Source organism: Frankia sp. AvcI1 (genome assembly GCF_001420875.1).
In the GTDB taxonomy this organism is placed as follows: domain Bacteria; phylum Actinomycetota; class Actinomycetes; order Frankiales; family Frankiaceae; genus Frankia; species Frankia alni.
Window position 1 is genome coordinate 68,447 of sequence record NZ_LJFZ01000002.1, and the last position, 14,615, is coordinate 83,061.

Below are 14,615 nucleotides of genomic sequence, written 5' to 3' on the forward strand. Positions count from 1 at the left end.
GGTGCTTCAGCGTCGCGNGCGGCGGCGGTCGAATGCTGGTAGGCCTGTCTGAGTGCATCCCGCACCGGCGGGACCACGTGGATCCGAGGCGTCTGACCGCGGTACGGATGACCGTCGGACGTCTGGCCGCGACGCTCTGTGAACGGAGACGCTGATGAGCCCGGAGTTCCGGACCCTGAAGTTCGAGCGTGACGGCGGGGTGGCCCGGATCACCCTGAACCGCCCCGACGCCGCGAACGGCCTCAACCAGGAGATGTCCGCGGAACTGGCCCGGGCGGCAGCCGCCTGCGACGGCGACCCGTCGGTCCGGGCCGTGCTGCTGACGGCGACCGGGCGTTTCTTCACCGCCGGCGGTGACGTGAAGGAGATGGCGGACCACGGCGACCGCATCGGTGTGGAAATCAAAAAGCTCGCCGACGACCTGCACCGGGCCGTGTCGATCTTCGCGCGGATGAACGCACCGCTGATCATCGCCGTCAACGGGGTCGCCGCGGGTGCGGGGGTCAGCATCGTCGCCGCCGGCGACCTGGTTCTCGCGGCGGATTCCGCCACCTTCACCATGGCCTACACCAATGTGGGGCTCAGCCCGGACGGCAGTTCCTCCTACACGCTGCCCCGTTTGATGGGGCTGCGCCGCACGCAGGAGTTCATGTTCCTCAACCGTCGGCTCTCCGCTGCCGAGGCGCTCGAATGGGGGCTGGTCACCAGGGTGGTGCCGGCCGAGGAGCTCGCCGGTGAGGCGACGGCGCTGGCGCAGCGGATCGCGGCGGGGCCGGCCGACTCGCACGGGGCCATCAAGCGCCTGCTGGTGCAGACGTTCGCCAACGGCCTGGAGACGCAGATGGAGCTGGAGGCGCGCGAGATCGCGCGTAGCGCGGTCGGCGACGGCCGGGAGGGCATCACGGCCTTCGTCGAGAAGCGCGCCCCGAAGTTCACCTGACCGCCGCACCGCCGCGCCGCACCGCCGCACCGCCCACCGCCGCGCCGCGCCCCACCGCCGCACCGCCCACCGCCGCGCCGCGCCGCACCGCCCACCGCCGCGCCGCCGCGGCCGTCCGGTTCGTCCATGTCTCCGTCTGTCCTGATATGACTTCTCCCATCCGAAATCACCGCCGGTGGGCGGGCGGACGCGAGGAGCGCACGTTGACGAACCTGCCGCGGTCCGCCGATGAGCAGGTCGAAGCGCGTGGTCGCACCCGTGGGCAGCGACGGTGCCGGTGGCGGCGGGTCGCGGCCGCTGCCGGGATGGCCGGGCTCGCCCTCGGCGCCTGCTCCGACGGAGCCGGCGCCGGCGCCGGCGAGGCTCCCGACGCGACCGGAGCCGCTGCCGGTACCGGTACCGGCAGCGGGGCGGCGGACGGGTCGTGGCGCGGTGCCGCGCACGTCGCCGGGCGGTGGCAGAGCGGCATGCGCGCGGTGGAGTCGCCCCTCGCCGCCGACGACTCCGTCGTCTTCCACGCGCTGACGGCGGCGGGTGTGTTCGAGATGGTGAGCCTCGATCCGGTCTCGGGTCGGCCGCGGTGGACGGCCCCGGCAAGCCCGTCGCGGGCGGCGCCGGGGGCGGGGCTGCAGACCATGACGCTGTCCGGCGGCAGGGTCGTCGTCTGGATGGAGCCCGGCCAGCCGGTCTCGCCCGGCGGGGTGACGGCGGGCGGGGTGTCCGTGGTCGCCGCGGACGCGAGGTCCGGCCGGCGGCTGTGGTCCTACGGCGACGGGCGCCTCGAGCTGCCGTCCGTCCCGGACATCTGCGGGGACGGCGACGTCTGCGTGCCAGCCGGCAACGGCTCGGGCCCGATCATCCTGGACGGCCGCACCGGTACGCCACGCAACTCCGCGGCGCAACCCGCGAGCCTCGCCGGCCCCGNCCAGATCCAGCGACCGCTGCACCATCCCGTTCCGGCGACGCCGACCACGCCCTCGATCGTCACGCCCCCAATCGTCACGCCCCCGATCGTCATGCCCTCGATCGTCACGGTGTCGACCGTCGAGGTGGACACCGCGCCGAGCCCGGGTTACTCCCGCTCCATCGGCGCCGGACTGTACGACGACGGGCGGGACCTGATCGCCTACACCGACGCCGGGGCCGAGCGCTGGCGGCGGCCCTACGCGACGCTGTTCCGAGGCCTGGACGTGAGCCCCGACTACGGCTGGAAGGTCGGCCTGAGCAACGACCTCTACGTCGTGTCGCTGGGCTACGTCCCGACGCCCGAGCAGCTCGCCGCGTCGCGCGCCGGCATCCCGCTGACCCGTGACGCCGCCAGGCTGTGGGCAACCGCCGCCTTCGACGCGCAGACCGGCGAGACGCTGTGGGTCTCGCCGGCGGCCACGACGTACTGCGGTGGCCTGGACACCGACATCCGCAATCCGGTCCGGTGCACGTACGCGGGCACCGTCCGGTACGGCGCACAGGACACCTCGGCGCAGGACGTGCAGGTCACGGTGGAGGGCTTCGGCGCCGAGAGCGGGCGGACGACCTGGCGGTGGGTGGCCGGGGCGGTTCCGGGCCTCGTCCTGTCCGCCGCGGCGGGCTCGCCGGACATCCTGCGCATCGACGACACCCGCTATGCCGTCCGCACGCCGCAGCGGACGATCCTGCTCGACGTCGCGAACGGCCCGCTGAACGAGCCGCCCCCAGCGTCCGGATGGTGTTTCACGGGCGCCGTCGCGAAGCCCGCCTTCACCGTCGACGGCAACGGCGGCGACGCCCGGTACAAGGACGATCGCTGGTACCCCTGCGCCGAGGGCAGACCTGTCGATGTTCCCAGCACAACCCCGCGGTTCGCCGGCGCACTCGTCGGCAACATGTACGCCTGGCGTGACGCCTACGGCCAGGTCCGTGGCGGCCACGTGGGCTGACTGCCTCCGGCGTCCCGCGGATCAGTTCGCCGGCACGGTTCCTCCCGGCGGTCGACCCGCCGGCCGAGCCGGCCGAGCCGGGCGAGGGCACGGCACCGGGGCGCGGCATACCGTGAACGTGCGTGCGGCTTGTACTGGAGGATGCTGCTGTGACTGACTTCGGGCTGGTTCGGCCGCCTGTGCTGGCGGGGGCCGCCCTACTGCGGGACGAGCCGCTGCGGCAGGACACCGGGCGGCAGAAGGAGGGCTGGGCGTCGGCTCGGGTCGTCCTCGTCGACGAGGAGGGCCGCAGCCCCGTGCGGTGGGGGCCGCGGGTCGAAGGACTCGGCATCGGTGCGGTCTCCGGCGTTGACGACGCGGACGCCGGCCCTCGGCTGTGGACGCGGGCGGCGACGGAGATCGCCGGTTCGCCGCCGCCGGACGCGCTGCTGCTCGGCGAGGCCGACGGGGTCGCGTACTGGGCGGTGCGCGGTGGCGCGGACCAGGTGGCGGCCGGCGACGACGGGGTCCGGTGGCTCACCCTGTTCTCGGTCGGCGCGGAGCTCGGCGCGCGCGACGCGGCGCTGCTGGCGGCGGCGGNCGCCCTGCTGAACTGGCACGGCCGAGCCCTGTTCTGCGCCCGCGACGGCTCGCCGACCCGGCTGGCCAACGCCGGCTGGGCACGCGTCTGCGAGGCGCAGCACCACGAGGAGTACCCGCGGACGGACCCGGCGGTGATCTGCCTGGTGCACGACGGCGCGGATCGGATGCTGCTCGGCCGGCACCGGGCCTGGCCGGCGGGGCGGTTCTCGGTGCTGGCCGGCTTCGTCGAGGCGGGCGAGTCGCTGGAGGCGTGCGTGGCGCGCGAGATCGGCGAGGAGGTCGGGCTCGACGTCACCGACATCCGCTACCTCGGCAGCCAGGCCTGGCCGTTCCCGCGGTCGCTGATGCTCGGCTTCCACGCGGTGGCCGATCCCGCCCAGCCGCTGCGCCTGGACGAGGCGGAGATCAGCGAGGCGGTGTGGGTGACCCGCGACGAGGTACGGCAGGCTCTGGCCCGCGGCGACGACTGGGCCGTCGCGGACGACGCGCCTGCGACCGACTCCCCGCCCCCGATCCGCCTGCCTGGCCGGATGTCCATCGCCCGCACCATGATCGACTCCTGGTCCGCCGCCGGCTGACCGAGCCGGCAGCCGCCGCCACCGCGGGGTGGGCCAGCGGACTGCCGCGGGCCCTCGCGGGACGGTCAGCGCATCAGGGCTTGCGGGCGATGGCGCCGTAGACGCTGACCTGCGCGTCGGTNAGGTCCTCGGCGGTGCTGTCGGGGCGCCAGCGGTGGNCGACCTGGACGCCGGGGTCGCTGAGCTCCAGGCCGTCGAAGAAGCGCTCGACCTCGGCGCGGTTGCGCAGGCGCATCGTGACGCCGCGGCGCCGATAGGTCTCCGCGGCCGGCTCGAACGTCGGGTCGTGGTCGCCGGTCGCGTTCGTCAGCGCGAGGTAGCTGCCGGACGGCAGTGCGTCGACGAGCCGGCGGACGATGCCGTAGGGGTCGTCCACGTCGTCGATGAAGTGGAAGATCGCGATGAGGGAGAGCGCGACCGGCTTCGTCAGGTCGAGGGTGTCGCGCAGCTCGGCGGAGGCCAGGATGCGCTCGGGATCGCGGATGTCGGCGTCGAGGTAGGCGGTGCGGCCCTGTGCCGTGCTGGCCAGCAGCGCCCGGGNGTGGGCGAGGACGATCGGGTCGTTGTCCGCATACACGACGCGGGTGTCCGGCGCGATGCCCTGGGCGACCTCGTGCAGGTTCGGCGAGGTGGGGATGCCGGTGCCGATGTCGAGAAACTGGCGGATGCCGACCTCGCCGACGAGGTGGCGCACGACCCGGACGAGGAACGCGCGGTTCTGCCGAGCGGCGTTGCGGGTGTTCGGGAACGCGGCGATGGCCTGCTCGGCGGTCTCCCGGTCGGCGGGGAAGTTCTCCTTCCCGCCGAGGTAGTAGTCGTACATCCGGGCCGGGTGCGGCACGCCGGTGTTCAGATCCGCCGGCCGGACCTCCGCCGCCACCGGCGTGAACCAGCGCGTCCCGGTCGTACCCGCCTCGGCCTCGCTCATCGCCACGGACCCCTTACGCCTCGGACCATTGCGCACCACCCTAAAGGGTGAGCAATCCTGCCGCCGCCGCAGTGCATCCTTGGCCGGCCGGAGGGCGAAGCCGGAGTTGTGCGGCCCGGGATCACCGGTCTCCCTCCCCCGCCGTGGNGGTGTCCAGCCCGTCCTGCTCGATGACTGTTACGAGTTGCGGACAGTGACCACGAATTCCGGATGACGATCGATGGAGCACGTCCGGTCGCGATCGGCCAGTGTGGTGCTCCGTCCCCGCAGACACCAGTCTTCGACACTACGGAGGAACCGTGNCGACCGAGCCCGCCGTCATCACCGGAGCCGACCTGGGCGCCGCCGAGCAGGCCGTCCGCTACGAGCTGGCCACGTTGCACTTCGGTCTGGCCGAGGGCNGGCAGGCTGCCGCGGGGGTGTTGCCCTGGGTGGAGGGCCACGGCGCGCGGGGTCGCCTGCTCGGCTGCTGGCAGACGGAGCACGGCCCGCTCGGCCGACTGTTCGTCCTGCGGTCGTTCGACGACGACGGCGAGCTCGCGGCCGAGCGGACCCGGGCCCGACTGTCCGCCGCCCCGTTCGGCGCCGGGCCCGGGAGCGTCGTCACCGACCTCTCCCTGGCGAGCTTCGCGCCGTTCCCGTACGTTCCCCCGGTCCGCCCCGGCGAGTTCGGCAAGGTCTATGAGATCCGCGACTACCACCTGCGCCCCAGCGGCCTGGCGCCGACCATCGAGGCCTGGCGCGGGGCGCTTCCCGCCCGCCACGTCATCGACCCGCTGACCGTCGTCATGTACGCNCTCGACGGCCCGGCCCGCATCATCCACATCTGGCCGTTCGCCGGCCTGGACGAGCGGGTCGAGATCCGCCGCGATCTCGCCGCCCGCGGCATCTGGCCCCCGGCCGGGGCGCCGGAGCAGATCCTCGACGCCCAGTCGATCATGGCCTGGCCGACCGACTTCTCCCCGCTGCACTGACGCTCGGGTGCGGGCTCCTGGCTAGGCCGGGCGGCCCCAGCCGTCGTGGTAGGTGATGTCCTCGACCGGGGGCCAGGCGGCGGGGTGGAAGGTGTCGGTGGTCGTGTAGGCGACGGCCAACATCGAGATCTGGGTGACGTCGGCGGGGATGCCAAGAATGTCGGCGACTTCCCGCTCGCGGCCGATCAGGTGGTAGCCGACCATGGTGCTGCCGAGGCCGCGGGCGCGCAGGGCGAGCTGGAAACTCCAGATCGCCGGGTAGANCGAGCCGTAGAAGGCGGACANCTCCCCGTTCTCGCCGCCGGGGCGGCCCTGCATGCACGGCACGACCAGCACCGGGATGCGATGCAGCGTGTCGAGCAGGTACTTCCCCGAGGCGAGCGTCCGGGCGTCGACCAGGTGCCCGTACTTCGCCTGGGACTCCCGGCCCACCTCGCGGACCGGCGCCGCGATCTTCTCCCGCAGGGCCTGGTCGCGGACCACGATCCAGCGCAGGTTCGAGCGCAGCATGCCGGCGGCCGGGGCCTGCTGGGCGATGCGCAGGCAGTCCGTCAGGACCTCGGGTTCCACCGGCCGGTCCAGATCGAGTTTGCGGCGGACCGAACGGGTGGTGGTGAGCAGGGTCTCGGCGTCCACGAAGTCCTCCACTGCAGCCGGTACTTATCTCGTAAGCTTATAATGTAAGTAATGTAATATCACGCCCGCCGACCCCTTGTTCTGCCACCCGCTTTCCGGAGGCCATCCGTGCCGCGTCAGACCCTGAGCCGGCAGACGGTTCTCGACGCCGCGCTGCGGCTTGCCGACGAAGGCGGCCTGCCCGGTCTGACGATGCGCCGGCTCGCGGCCGAGCTCGGGGTGGAGGCGATGTCGCTGTACAACCACGTCGCGAACAAGCGCGACCTCCTGGACGGCATCGCGGCGCGCGTCTACGAGTCCATTGCGTTGCCCGATCCCGCGCTCGCCTGGGACGAGCGGCTGCGACTGCTGGGCAACGGCACGTTCGCGGCGTTCGCGGCCCATCCGGTCGTCGCCCGGGCGGTGGTCGCGGGCCAGGCCGACCCGCGATCGGTCCGCGCGCTGCGCGTCTTCGACGCGTTCTTCGGCGCGCTTCTCGACGCCGGGCTCGACGAGCCGACCGCCGTGCGCCGCTACCGGTCGCTGGCCGGGCAGCTGTTCGGCGCGGTCCTGGTTCAGACGGCAAGCCCGGCCGGAGCGCAGGCCGACCAGGCCGACCTGCTCGACGACTGGTCGCGCACGGCGGCGCGCAGCGAGCAGCTACCGCACCTGCGGGTCATCCTGCCCGTCATGGCTGCCGACGAATGCCGTCCTGACTTCGGCCCCGAGCTCGATCTCTTCATCGACGGCCTCCGCCCGGCCCGCCGAGCACCCCCCACCCCCGCGCGCTGACCTCCCCGCGCTCTGCGCCCACGCGCTCGGCCGCTCCGCCGCTCCGCCGCCGCTCCGCCGCCGCCGTTCCGCTCCGCCGCTTCGCCGCCGCGCTGACGGCGCCTGCCGTCGATCGATTTCCCTGGACGACCCTTAGCGTAAGGCTTACGCTAAGCGCCTCCACTTCCCGGACGACGATGGGACGACGCCATGGACGGATCGATGACCACGGGGGCCCCGGGCCGCCGGCTGCCCCGCGATCAGGCCGCGGAATGACGGGCCTGGTGCAGGGCGTGCGGCGCGCCACGGTTGCGCGAACCGTCGCCGAGCTCGCCGCGCTGCTGGGCAGCGAGGGCGGCACGCTCGCGCTCAGCGNGGTCGACGAGAGCGCCGGCACGGTGGCCCTGTCGTTCAGCCTCAACGACGCGGACTGTGGGGACAACTGCGCCCTGCCGCCCGACCAGTTACGGCGGGTGGTCGAGACTCGGCTGCGCCGCGCCCTGCCCGGCCTCACGGCGGTGCGCATCGACGACTCCCGCCAGCCGGTCTCCGCCGGCGCCGGCGGCCTTGCCGGTGCTGGCGGTGTCGCGCCCGCCGGCCCGGCGCCGTCATCGATCACCGTGCTGGATCCCACCGGCGGCGTCGTGCCCGGTGACGCCGACCCGGGGCCGGATCTCGGCTCGCTGCGGGGCCGGCGCATCGGGGTGCGGGTCGACGTCCTGTGGCAGGCCTGGGATCAGACCGTCGACGAGTGGATCGCCGAGCTGGAGCGGGCCGGCGCGGTCGTCACGACGTGGCGGCGTGCCCAGGGGCTCAAGGGCGCCGAGGGTGAGCGCAGGCAGGCGGAGTACGACGCCTTCGTCGGCGGCGTCGACGCCGTCATCTCCGGCCTGGCGAACTGCGGCTCGTGCACCTCGTGGAGCGTCAAGGACGGCCTGAACGCCCTCAACCGCGGGCTGCCCACGGTCGTCGCGGTCACCGAGCACTTCGTCGGCCTCGCGCGCACCCTCGCCGCCGACAACGGCCGGCCGGGCCTGCGCCTGGTCGAGCTGCCCTCGTCGCTGAACACCCTGCCCGAGGAGCAGGTGCGCGCGCACGCCCGCTCCTCGTTCCCGGCGCTGCTCGACGCCATCGGGGCGGTCGTCCGATGACCGCGACGACGACGGCCGCGACGACGACCGCGCCCCCGGCGTTGGCGAGCGTGGTCCACGAGGTGCCCGCCGACCAGGAGGCCTTCGACGCCCTCGCACGCGAGCGGGGCTGGAGCGACGGGCTGCCGCTGGTGCCGCCCACGCCCGAGCGGGTGGCGCGCTACCTCGCCGAGTGGGGGACCGCGCCGGACGAGGTGATCGGCGCGCTGCCGCCGTCGCTGGCCCCCGTCACCGCGGAGAAGCTCGCCGTCAACGCGGTGATGGCCGGCGCGCCGGCCGCCGCCCTGCCGCTGCTGCGCGCCGCGGTCGAGGCGGTCGCCGACCCCGGTTACGAGCTGCACGCCCTGAACGCCACGACCGGCTCGGTGACGACCGCCCTGATCGTCAACGGCGCGCAGCGGCATGCGCTGGGCATCCCGTTCGGCGCCGGGTGCCTGGGCGGAGCGGACGGGCGGGCGGCGTCGATCGGGCGTGCGTTGCAGTTGGTCATGCGCAACGTCGCCGGTCAGCGGGTCGGCGTCACCTCGCAGAGCACGTTCGGTCAGCCCGGCCGGGTCAACGGCATCGTCTTCGGGGAGTGGGAGGAACGCTCGCCGTGGGCGCCGCTCGCCGAGCGCCGCGGCGTGCCCGGCGACGCGGTGACGGCGTTCGGCACGATGGGGACGGCCAACATCTGCGAGGTGGTAGCCACCGATGCCGACGTGCTGCTGAAGTTCGTCGGGCGCGCGCTGGCCCATCCCGGGGCCAACGGCTACCTCGTCCAGCTCTCGTTCGCCGAGGTCGTCATCGCGCTCAACCCGGTCTGGGCCGCGCTCGTCGGCAGGGCCTACCCGGACGTCGACGACGTGCGCCGCATCCTGTGGGAGAACGCCTCCATCCCGCTGTCGGAGTTCCCCCGCCAGCATCAGCGCCAGTATGAGGACATCGGGTGGGTGGACGCGCGCGGCCGGGTCCCACTCACCCGCCGGCCCGAGGACGTCCTCGTGATGGTCGCGGGCGGTCTCGGCGGCCTGCACGGAGCCGCGCTGCACAGTTGGGGCACGACGATCACCCAGACCCGGCCCGTCCGCCCGTGACACCCGGCCCCGCCCGAGCTGGCCGCCGGACGCGGCGCGGCCGTCGGGCGGGGCCGTGACAGCAGGCCCATCGGGCGAGGCCGTGGCCGGTCGGGCTTCGGGTGGAGCCCTGGACAATGTCGTGCGTGCGTGAATCTGCCGAGGGCACCCAGCCGCCGACCGTCGGGCGACGCCGGCGGGCGCGCGGCTCGCTGAGCAGCGGCGAGATCGTCGCGGCCGCGCGGGACCTCGCCGCGCAGGACGGCCTCGCCCGGCTGAGCATGCCGGCGCTGGCCCGGCGGCTCGGTTGCGGCGTGATGAGCGTCTACCGGTACTTCGACACCAAGGACGACCTGCTCGCGGCCCTGGCCGACCAGGTGATGTCCGACCTGCACCGCCAGCTGCCCCCCGCCGGGGACGGTCCCTGGCGCGACGAGCTCATCACCTACTTCACCGCCTACCGGGACCTGATGGAGAGCTTCCCGGCGTACCGCGAGGTCGTGCTCTACGCCCCCACGTTCGTGATCCGCGCGGCCCTCACCCCCGCCCAGCTCCGCCGGCTCGACACCGGCATCGGGCTGCTGCTGCGCGCCGGCCTGCCGCTGGCCGACGCCGCCGCGGTCTACAACGTCTGCTTCAACTACACCCGCTCCTTCGTCGCCTTCGAACACGCGGCGCGGGCCGCCGCCGCCACCACCGCCACCGCCGCCACCACCACCAGTACTGCCACCACCACCACTGCCACCACCGTGGCCGGCGGGGCCATCGAGGCCGGCGGGGTCGGTGCGGTGGCCGCGGCGCCGGCCTCCGGCAGGCGGCTTCCGGCCGACGAGTACCCCCAGCTCAGCCGGCTGGCCGACATCGACGGCGTGCTGGGAGTCGACGAGCGGGGTTTCCGGCTGGGCCTGGAGCTGCTCGCCACCGGGATCGCCGGCCGCTATGGCGTGGCCGAGAGGTGATCCAGACTCGCGGGCCCGTCACGNCTCGCGGTGGCGGGGCCGATGGCGGTGCGTTGTGCGCGATCTGGACCCGCGGACCGTGCACATCGCACCGCAATCCTTCTCGCGTACCGCGTACCGCGTCCTGCGCGCTCGCCGAGGCGTCGGCGGAGTGCGCCCCGGTGGCTAGGATGCTAGCCTTCCTCCTGTGGGGGACGAGGACGTCAAGCAGTTCAACGTGTACCTGCCGATCGGGCTGATCAAGCGGGTGAAGCATCGCGCCATCGAGTCGGAGCTGTCCCTGTCGGCCCTGGTCGCCGACGCGCTGCGGACCTACCTCGACGTCCGCGACGGCCTCGATGCCCGCGACGACCACGACCACCTCCGCGACGAGCGCGGGCAGGCGTCCGGGAAGGGGATCTGAGATGGNGACCGAGGGTGTCGAGGGCATGGTCGTGGAGACCCACAACTGGGGCCGGGCGGCCAGGTTCTTCCAGGCCCTCGGGTTCACCCTGGAGTTCGAGACCGACCACGGCTCGGGGCTGCTGCGCGCCGGCGACGGTCCCTACGTCTTCCTGCGCGAGGTTCCCNCCGGCGAGGTGCCCCGGATCCAGCCCGTGCTGACGGTGGCCGACGCGGATGCCCTCCGCCTCGACCCCGCCGTCGAGGTGGTCACGCCGTTCGAGGAGACCCACTACGGCACCCGGGAGATGACCGTCCGCGATCCCGACGGACGCACCTGGAGCCTCCAGGCCCCGACCGAGCCCACGCTGATGAGACTTGTCGACGAAGGCGACGGCGTGGTCGCCGCAGCCGCAGCCGCAGCCGACCTTCCAGTCCTGACCGCCGACCAGGTCCGGGAGACGCAGGAGTGAACCCGGCGGTGAACGTGGTCGACCTCATCGTGGTGGTGGCCGCCCGACCCCGACGAGCCTGGATCAGCGGGTCGCGGTGACCTACGAGGTCGTCGGGGTCAGCGTGGAGCAGCTCGAGGGCTGACGCCGGTCCGCCGGCGGGTTCGCGCCGCGTCGGGTCCTGCTCGGGAGCGATGCTCCTTGCTCCCGGACGAGGCGCCGAACTACGGTGCTGGTGGGAGCAAGTGCCGGACAACGCCGTTGTCGATCACGATCGGGGTGGGCGGTCTTCGGCGCGCGGACGGGGCGGTTGCTGCCGTGGTCTCCTGGTCCCAGGCCGAGCCGCCCCCGGCGCCCGAGCAAGGGCTGTCCCAGCCCGAGAGGACGAGGCCGGCATGACGCAGCAGGCGGACTTAGCGAGGCCCGCGCCCCCCGAGATGGTGATCGACGCGTTGAGCGCGCCGTTCTGGGCCGCGGCGCGGGAGCGCAGGCTGGAGCTCCAGCGCTGCCAGGACTGCGGCCTGTTCATCCACCTCCCACGACCGGTCTGCCGGCGCTGCGGCTCCTTCCGCCTCGCGTACGAGCCGGTGTCCGGGCGGGGTTCGGTCTACAGCTTCACCGAGACGCGCCGGGTGTTCCATCCGTTCTTCGCCGACCGGGTGCCGTACCTGCTCGCGTCGATCGAGCTCGCCGAGCAGGCGGGTCTGCGGATGCTGTCCAACCTGGTGGGGATCGCCGAGCCCGACGTCCGGTTCGGGATGCCGGTCGAGGTCACCTTCGAGGACCTCTCCCCGGACCTGACGATCCCGGTGTTCGCGCCCGCGGGGAGCCTCGCGTGATGGCCGGGCGCCGGGTCGCGATCGTCGGCGTCGGCTACTCCGACGCCGGGCGTCGCACGGGGTTGAGCGAACGCCACCACGCCGCCCAGGCGGCCCGTGCGGCCCTCGCGGACGCCGGGCTCGAGTCGGCCGACATCGACGGCCTGACCACCTGGGGCGGCAACCCGATCGACTTCGCGCACATGCTCGGCTTCTCGCCGCTGCGCTGGCACCTCGACGTCGGCATCTCGCCGGCCTTCATCAGCCCGGCCATCCACGCCGCGCACGCGGTCGCCAGCGGCCAGGCCGACACGGTCGTGGCGATGCGGGTGATCCTGCAGCAGCCGAGCCGGGCCAACCTGTGGGCCGGCGGGACCGGGATGGNCTTCGACGCGCAGTTCCAGCACCCGTTCGGCGACCTGATGCCGGCGCAGTGGGCCGGCCTGCTGACCAACCGTTACCTGCACGAGTCCGACGCGACCGAGGAGGACTTCGCGAACTTCGCCGTCACCCAGCGCGCCTACGCCGCGAAGAATCCCGAGGCGCTGATGCGGGAGCCGTTGACGGTCGAGGACTACCTCGCCGCGCCCTACATCAGCAAGCCGCTGCGGCTGCTCGACTGCGACTACCCCTGCGACTCGGGCGCGGCCGTCATCTTCACCACCGAGGAGCGCGCCCGCGACCTGCGGCAGAAGCCGGTGTTCGTCGAGGCGACCGCGCTCTCGGCCACCCACGACATGACCTTCGAGCTGCTGCCCGACATGGTCCGGACGTCCCCGGTGCACTGCCTGCGGGAGCTGTGGTCCCACACCGACCTGACCGCCGCCGACCTCGACTGCGCCCAGCTCTACGACGGCTTCAGCGTCATCACCCTGCAGTGGTTGGAGGCGCTCGGGGTCTGCGAGCCGGGGCAGGCCGGTCCGTTCGTCAGTAGCGGCGGGACCAGCCTCACCGGCGCGCTGCCCACGAACACCGACGGCGGCGCGTGCAACGTGGGCCGCCGCCACGGCGCGAACTTCTGCATCGAGGCGACCCGGCAACTGCGCGGCGGCCAGTCGGGTGAACGCCAGGTCGCCGACGCCGAGGTCGCGCTCTGGGCCAACGCGGTCGGCCCCTTCACCGGCGCGATGCTGCTCNCCGGCGCGTAACCGGCTTCCCGGGGCGTAACCGGCTCCGGGGCGTAACCGGCTCCGGGGCGTAACCGGCTCCGTGGCATGAGCGGCTCCGTGGCGAACCGGCTCACCGGCGGGCAGGCGCGGCAGGGTCCGCCGGCCCGTGCGCACCCGGCCCGCGGGCACCCGTCACGGGCACCCGGCCCGCGGGCACCCGTCGCGGGCGCTAGCGACTGTCCTGGCGCTCGCGACGGATGGCGACCCGGCGACCCTTGATGGTGCTTCCGCGCAACGACGCGATCACCTCGTCGGCCGCGCCGTCGGGCACCTCGACGAGCGAGAACCGCTGCGCGATCTCGATGGCGCCGATGTCGCGGCCCGACAACCGGGTCTCCCCGGTGATCGCGCCGACGAGGTCCTGCGGCCGGACGCCGGCGCCGCGGCCCGCACCGACGAACAACCGGGCCATGCCCCCGCTCGCCGGTCGGGGTCGCCGCTCCCGGCGGCCGGCGCCGTCGCGTCCCGTCCGTTCGCCGCGCGCGTCGGTCGCCGGCGGCAGGTCGGGGATGTCNTCGGCGTCGTTCGGCACGAAGCTGGCGTCGTGGGCGAGCTTCACGGCCGCGAGCGCGATCTCCATGGGGTCGAACTCGTCGGTGAGCGTCTCAACGACGACGCGGAACCGCTCCAGATCGTCCTCGAGCAGGCTCTCCTGCAACGCGGCACGGGTCAGTTCCAGCCGCCGGGCGTGCAGATCGGCGACGGTGGNCACCTTCTCGACGGCGATCCGCTGCCGGGTGACCCGCTCGATCGTCTTGAGCATCCGGTGCTCGCGCGGCTCCGCCAGGGTGATGGCCACCCCCTCGCGGCCGGCCCGCCCGACCCGGCCGATCCGGTGGACGTAGGAGTCCGGCGCCGACGGGACGCTGTAGTTCACCACGTGGGTGAGCTGCTCGAAGTCCAGGCCGCGGGCGGCGACGTCGGTCGCGACGAGCAGGTCGGCCGTCGCCGTGCGCAGCCGCTCCATCACCCGTTCCCGCTGCTCCTGGCTCATCCCGCCGTGCAGGGACTCCGCCCGGTAGCCGCGCCCGTTGAGCGAGTCGGCGAGCTGGTCGACCTCCTCTCGGGTGCGACAGAACACGATCGCCGACCGGGGCGACTCGACGTCGAGGATGCGGCCGAGCGCCGCCGTCTTGTAGGCCCGCGGGACGACGTAGGAGACCTGCCGGACCAGCGGCGCCGCGCCCGGCTCCGGCGCCGCGCGGCCGATCTGGATGCGGACCGGATCGCGCAGGTGGCGCCGGGCGATCTGGTCCATCCGCGGCGGTAACGTCGCCGAGAACAGCACGGTCTGGCGCTTCTGCGGTGCCTGCTCGAGGATCGCGT

At 73.6% G+C, this 14,615-nt stretch carries 9 protein-coding genes and 10 pseudogenes; 12 read left to right on the top strand and 7 right to left on the bottom strand.

The genetic code is table 11. The features are described 5' to 3' along the window. Positions 1-154: 154 nt before the first annotated feature. From UK94_RS02490 to nudC, 4 genes and pseudogenes are all read left to right on the top strand, one after another. Positions 155-940: an enoyl-CoA hydratase-related protein gene (locus tag UK94_RS02490; protein ID WP_011601652.1), complete on the top strand. Its 786-nt coding sequence runs from the start codon at positions 155-157 to the stop codon at positions 938-940. Between the two features lie 1,034 nt (positions 941-1,974). Beyond that, positions 1,975-2,856, top strand: a complete 882-nt coding sequence (locus UK94_RS37560) for a hypothetical protein (RefSeq protein ID WP_235486266.1) — start codon at positions 1,975-1,977, stop codon at positions 2,854-2,856. 179 nt (positions 2,857-3,035) lie between these two features. Beyond that, positions 3,036-3,435 (top strand): annotated as a pseudogene (locus UK94_RS37565) (NAD(+) diphosphatase); the annotation flags it as partial. Between the two features lies 1 nt (position 3,436). Further along, positions 3,437-4,016: pseudogene (gene nudC, locus UK94_RS37570) on the top strand (NAD(+) diphosphatase); the annotation flags it as partial. Positions 4,017-4,089: 73 nt separating this feature from the next. Here the strand turns inward: nudC and UK94_RS72645 are convergent. The 3 genes and pseudogenes from UK94_RS72645 to UK94_RS37585 all read right to left on the bottom strand — a co-directional run. Beyond that, positions 4,090-4,137: hypothetical protein (locus tag UK94_RS72645; protein ID WP_268761199.1), on the bottom strand; the 48-nt coding region annotated here is incomplete at its 5' end. A 38-nt stretch (positions 4,138-4,175) separates the two neighbouring features. Next, positions 4,176-4,556: pseudogene (locus UK94_RS37580) on the bottom strand (SAM-dependent methyltransferase); the annotation flags it as partial. 1 nt (position 4,557) lies between these two features. Beyond that, positions 4,558-4,944: pseudogene (locus tag UK94_RS37585) on the bottom strand (SAM-dependent methyltransferase); the annotation flags it as partial. A 431-nt stretch (positions 4,945-5,375) separates the two neighbouring features. Between UK94_RS37585 and UK94_RS37590 the strand changes: the two are divergent. Both UK94_RS37590 and UK94_RS37595 read left to right on the top strand, forming a co-directional pair. Then, a pseudogene (locus tag UK94_RS37590) lies at positions 5,376-5,740 on the top strand (NIPSNAP family protein); the annotation flags it as partial. A gap of 1 nt (position 5,741) precedes the next feature. Then, positions 5,742-5,918, top strand: a pseudogene (locus UK94_RS37595) (NIPSNAP family protein); the annotation flags it as partial. 21 nt (positions 5,919-5,939) lie between these two features. Here the strand turns inward: UK94_RS37595 and UK94_RS37600 are convergent. Together UK94_RS37600 and UK94_RS37610 are read right to left on the bottom strand one after the other, a co-directional pair. After that, positions 5,940-6,181: pseudogene (locus UK94_RS37600) on the bottom strand (nitroreductase family protein); the annotation flags it as partial. 22 nt (positions 6,182-6,203) lie between these two features. Next, positions 6,204-6,566: pseudogene (locus UK94_RS37610) on the bottom strand (nitroreductase family protein); the annotation flags it as partial. Between the two features lie 96 nt (positions 6,567-6,662). On the opposite strand from UK94_RS37610, the gene UK94_RS02520 reads away from it, so the two are divergent. The 6 genes and pseudogenes from UK94_RS02520 (at position 6,663) to UK94_RS02550 (ending at position 12,141) form a co-directional block, all read left to right on the top strand. After that, positions 6,663-7,325, top strand: a complete 663-nt coding sequence (locus UK94_RS02520) for a TetR family transcriptional regulator (RefSeq protein WP_011601658.1) — start codon at positions 6,663-6,665, stop codon at positions 7,323-7,325. A 1,126-nt stretch (positions 7,326-8,451) separates the two neighbouring features. Next, positions 8,452-9,531: a hypothetical protein gene (locus UK94_RS02530; protein WP_063822589.1), complete on the top strand. Its 1,080-nt coding sequence runs from the start codon at positions 8,452-8,454 to the stop codon at positions 9,529-9,531. A 116-nt stretch (positions 9,532-9,647) separates the two neighbouring features. Beyond that, positions 9,648-10,469, top strand: coding sequence for a TetR/AcrR family transcriptional regulator (locus UK94_RS02535; RefSeq protein WP_055748577.1), 822 nt, complete (start codon positions 9,648-9,650; stop codon positions 10,467-10,469). Between the two features lie 187 nt (positions 10,470-10,656). After that, a complete protein-coding gene (locus tag UK94_RS02540) occupies positions 10,657-10,872 on the top strand; it encodes a CopG family transcriptional regulator (protein ID WP_011601662.1) in 216 nt (71 codons plus the stop codon). A gap of 6 nt (positions 10,873-10,878) precedes the next feature. Continuing rightward, positions 10,879-11,038, top strand: a pseudogene (locus UK94_RS37615) (VOC family protein); the annotation flags it as partial. A gap of 659 nt (positions 11,039-11,697) precedes the next feature. Continuing rightward, positions 11,698-12,141: an OB-fold domain-containing protein gene (locus tag UK94_RS02550; protein WP_055748579.1), complete on the top strand. Its 444-nt coding sequence runs from the start codon at positions 11,698-11,700 to the stop codon at positions 12,139-12,141. Positions 12,142-13,458: 1,317 nt separating this feature from the next. Here the strand turns inward: UK94_RS02550 and UK94_RS37625 are convergent. Together UK94_RS37625 and UK94_RS37630 are read right to left on the bottom strand one after the other, a co-directional pair. After that, the coding region (locus UK94_RS37625; protein ID WP_235486270.1) for a DbpA RNA binding domain-containing protein at positions 13,459-13,803 on the bottom strand (345 nt) is incomplete at its 5' end. Positions 13,804-13,998: 195 nt separating this feature from the next. Further along, positions 13,999-14,615 (bottom strand): annotated as a pseudogene (locus tag UK94_RS37630) (DEAD/DEAH box helicase); the annotation flags it as partial.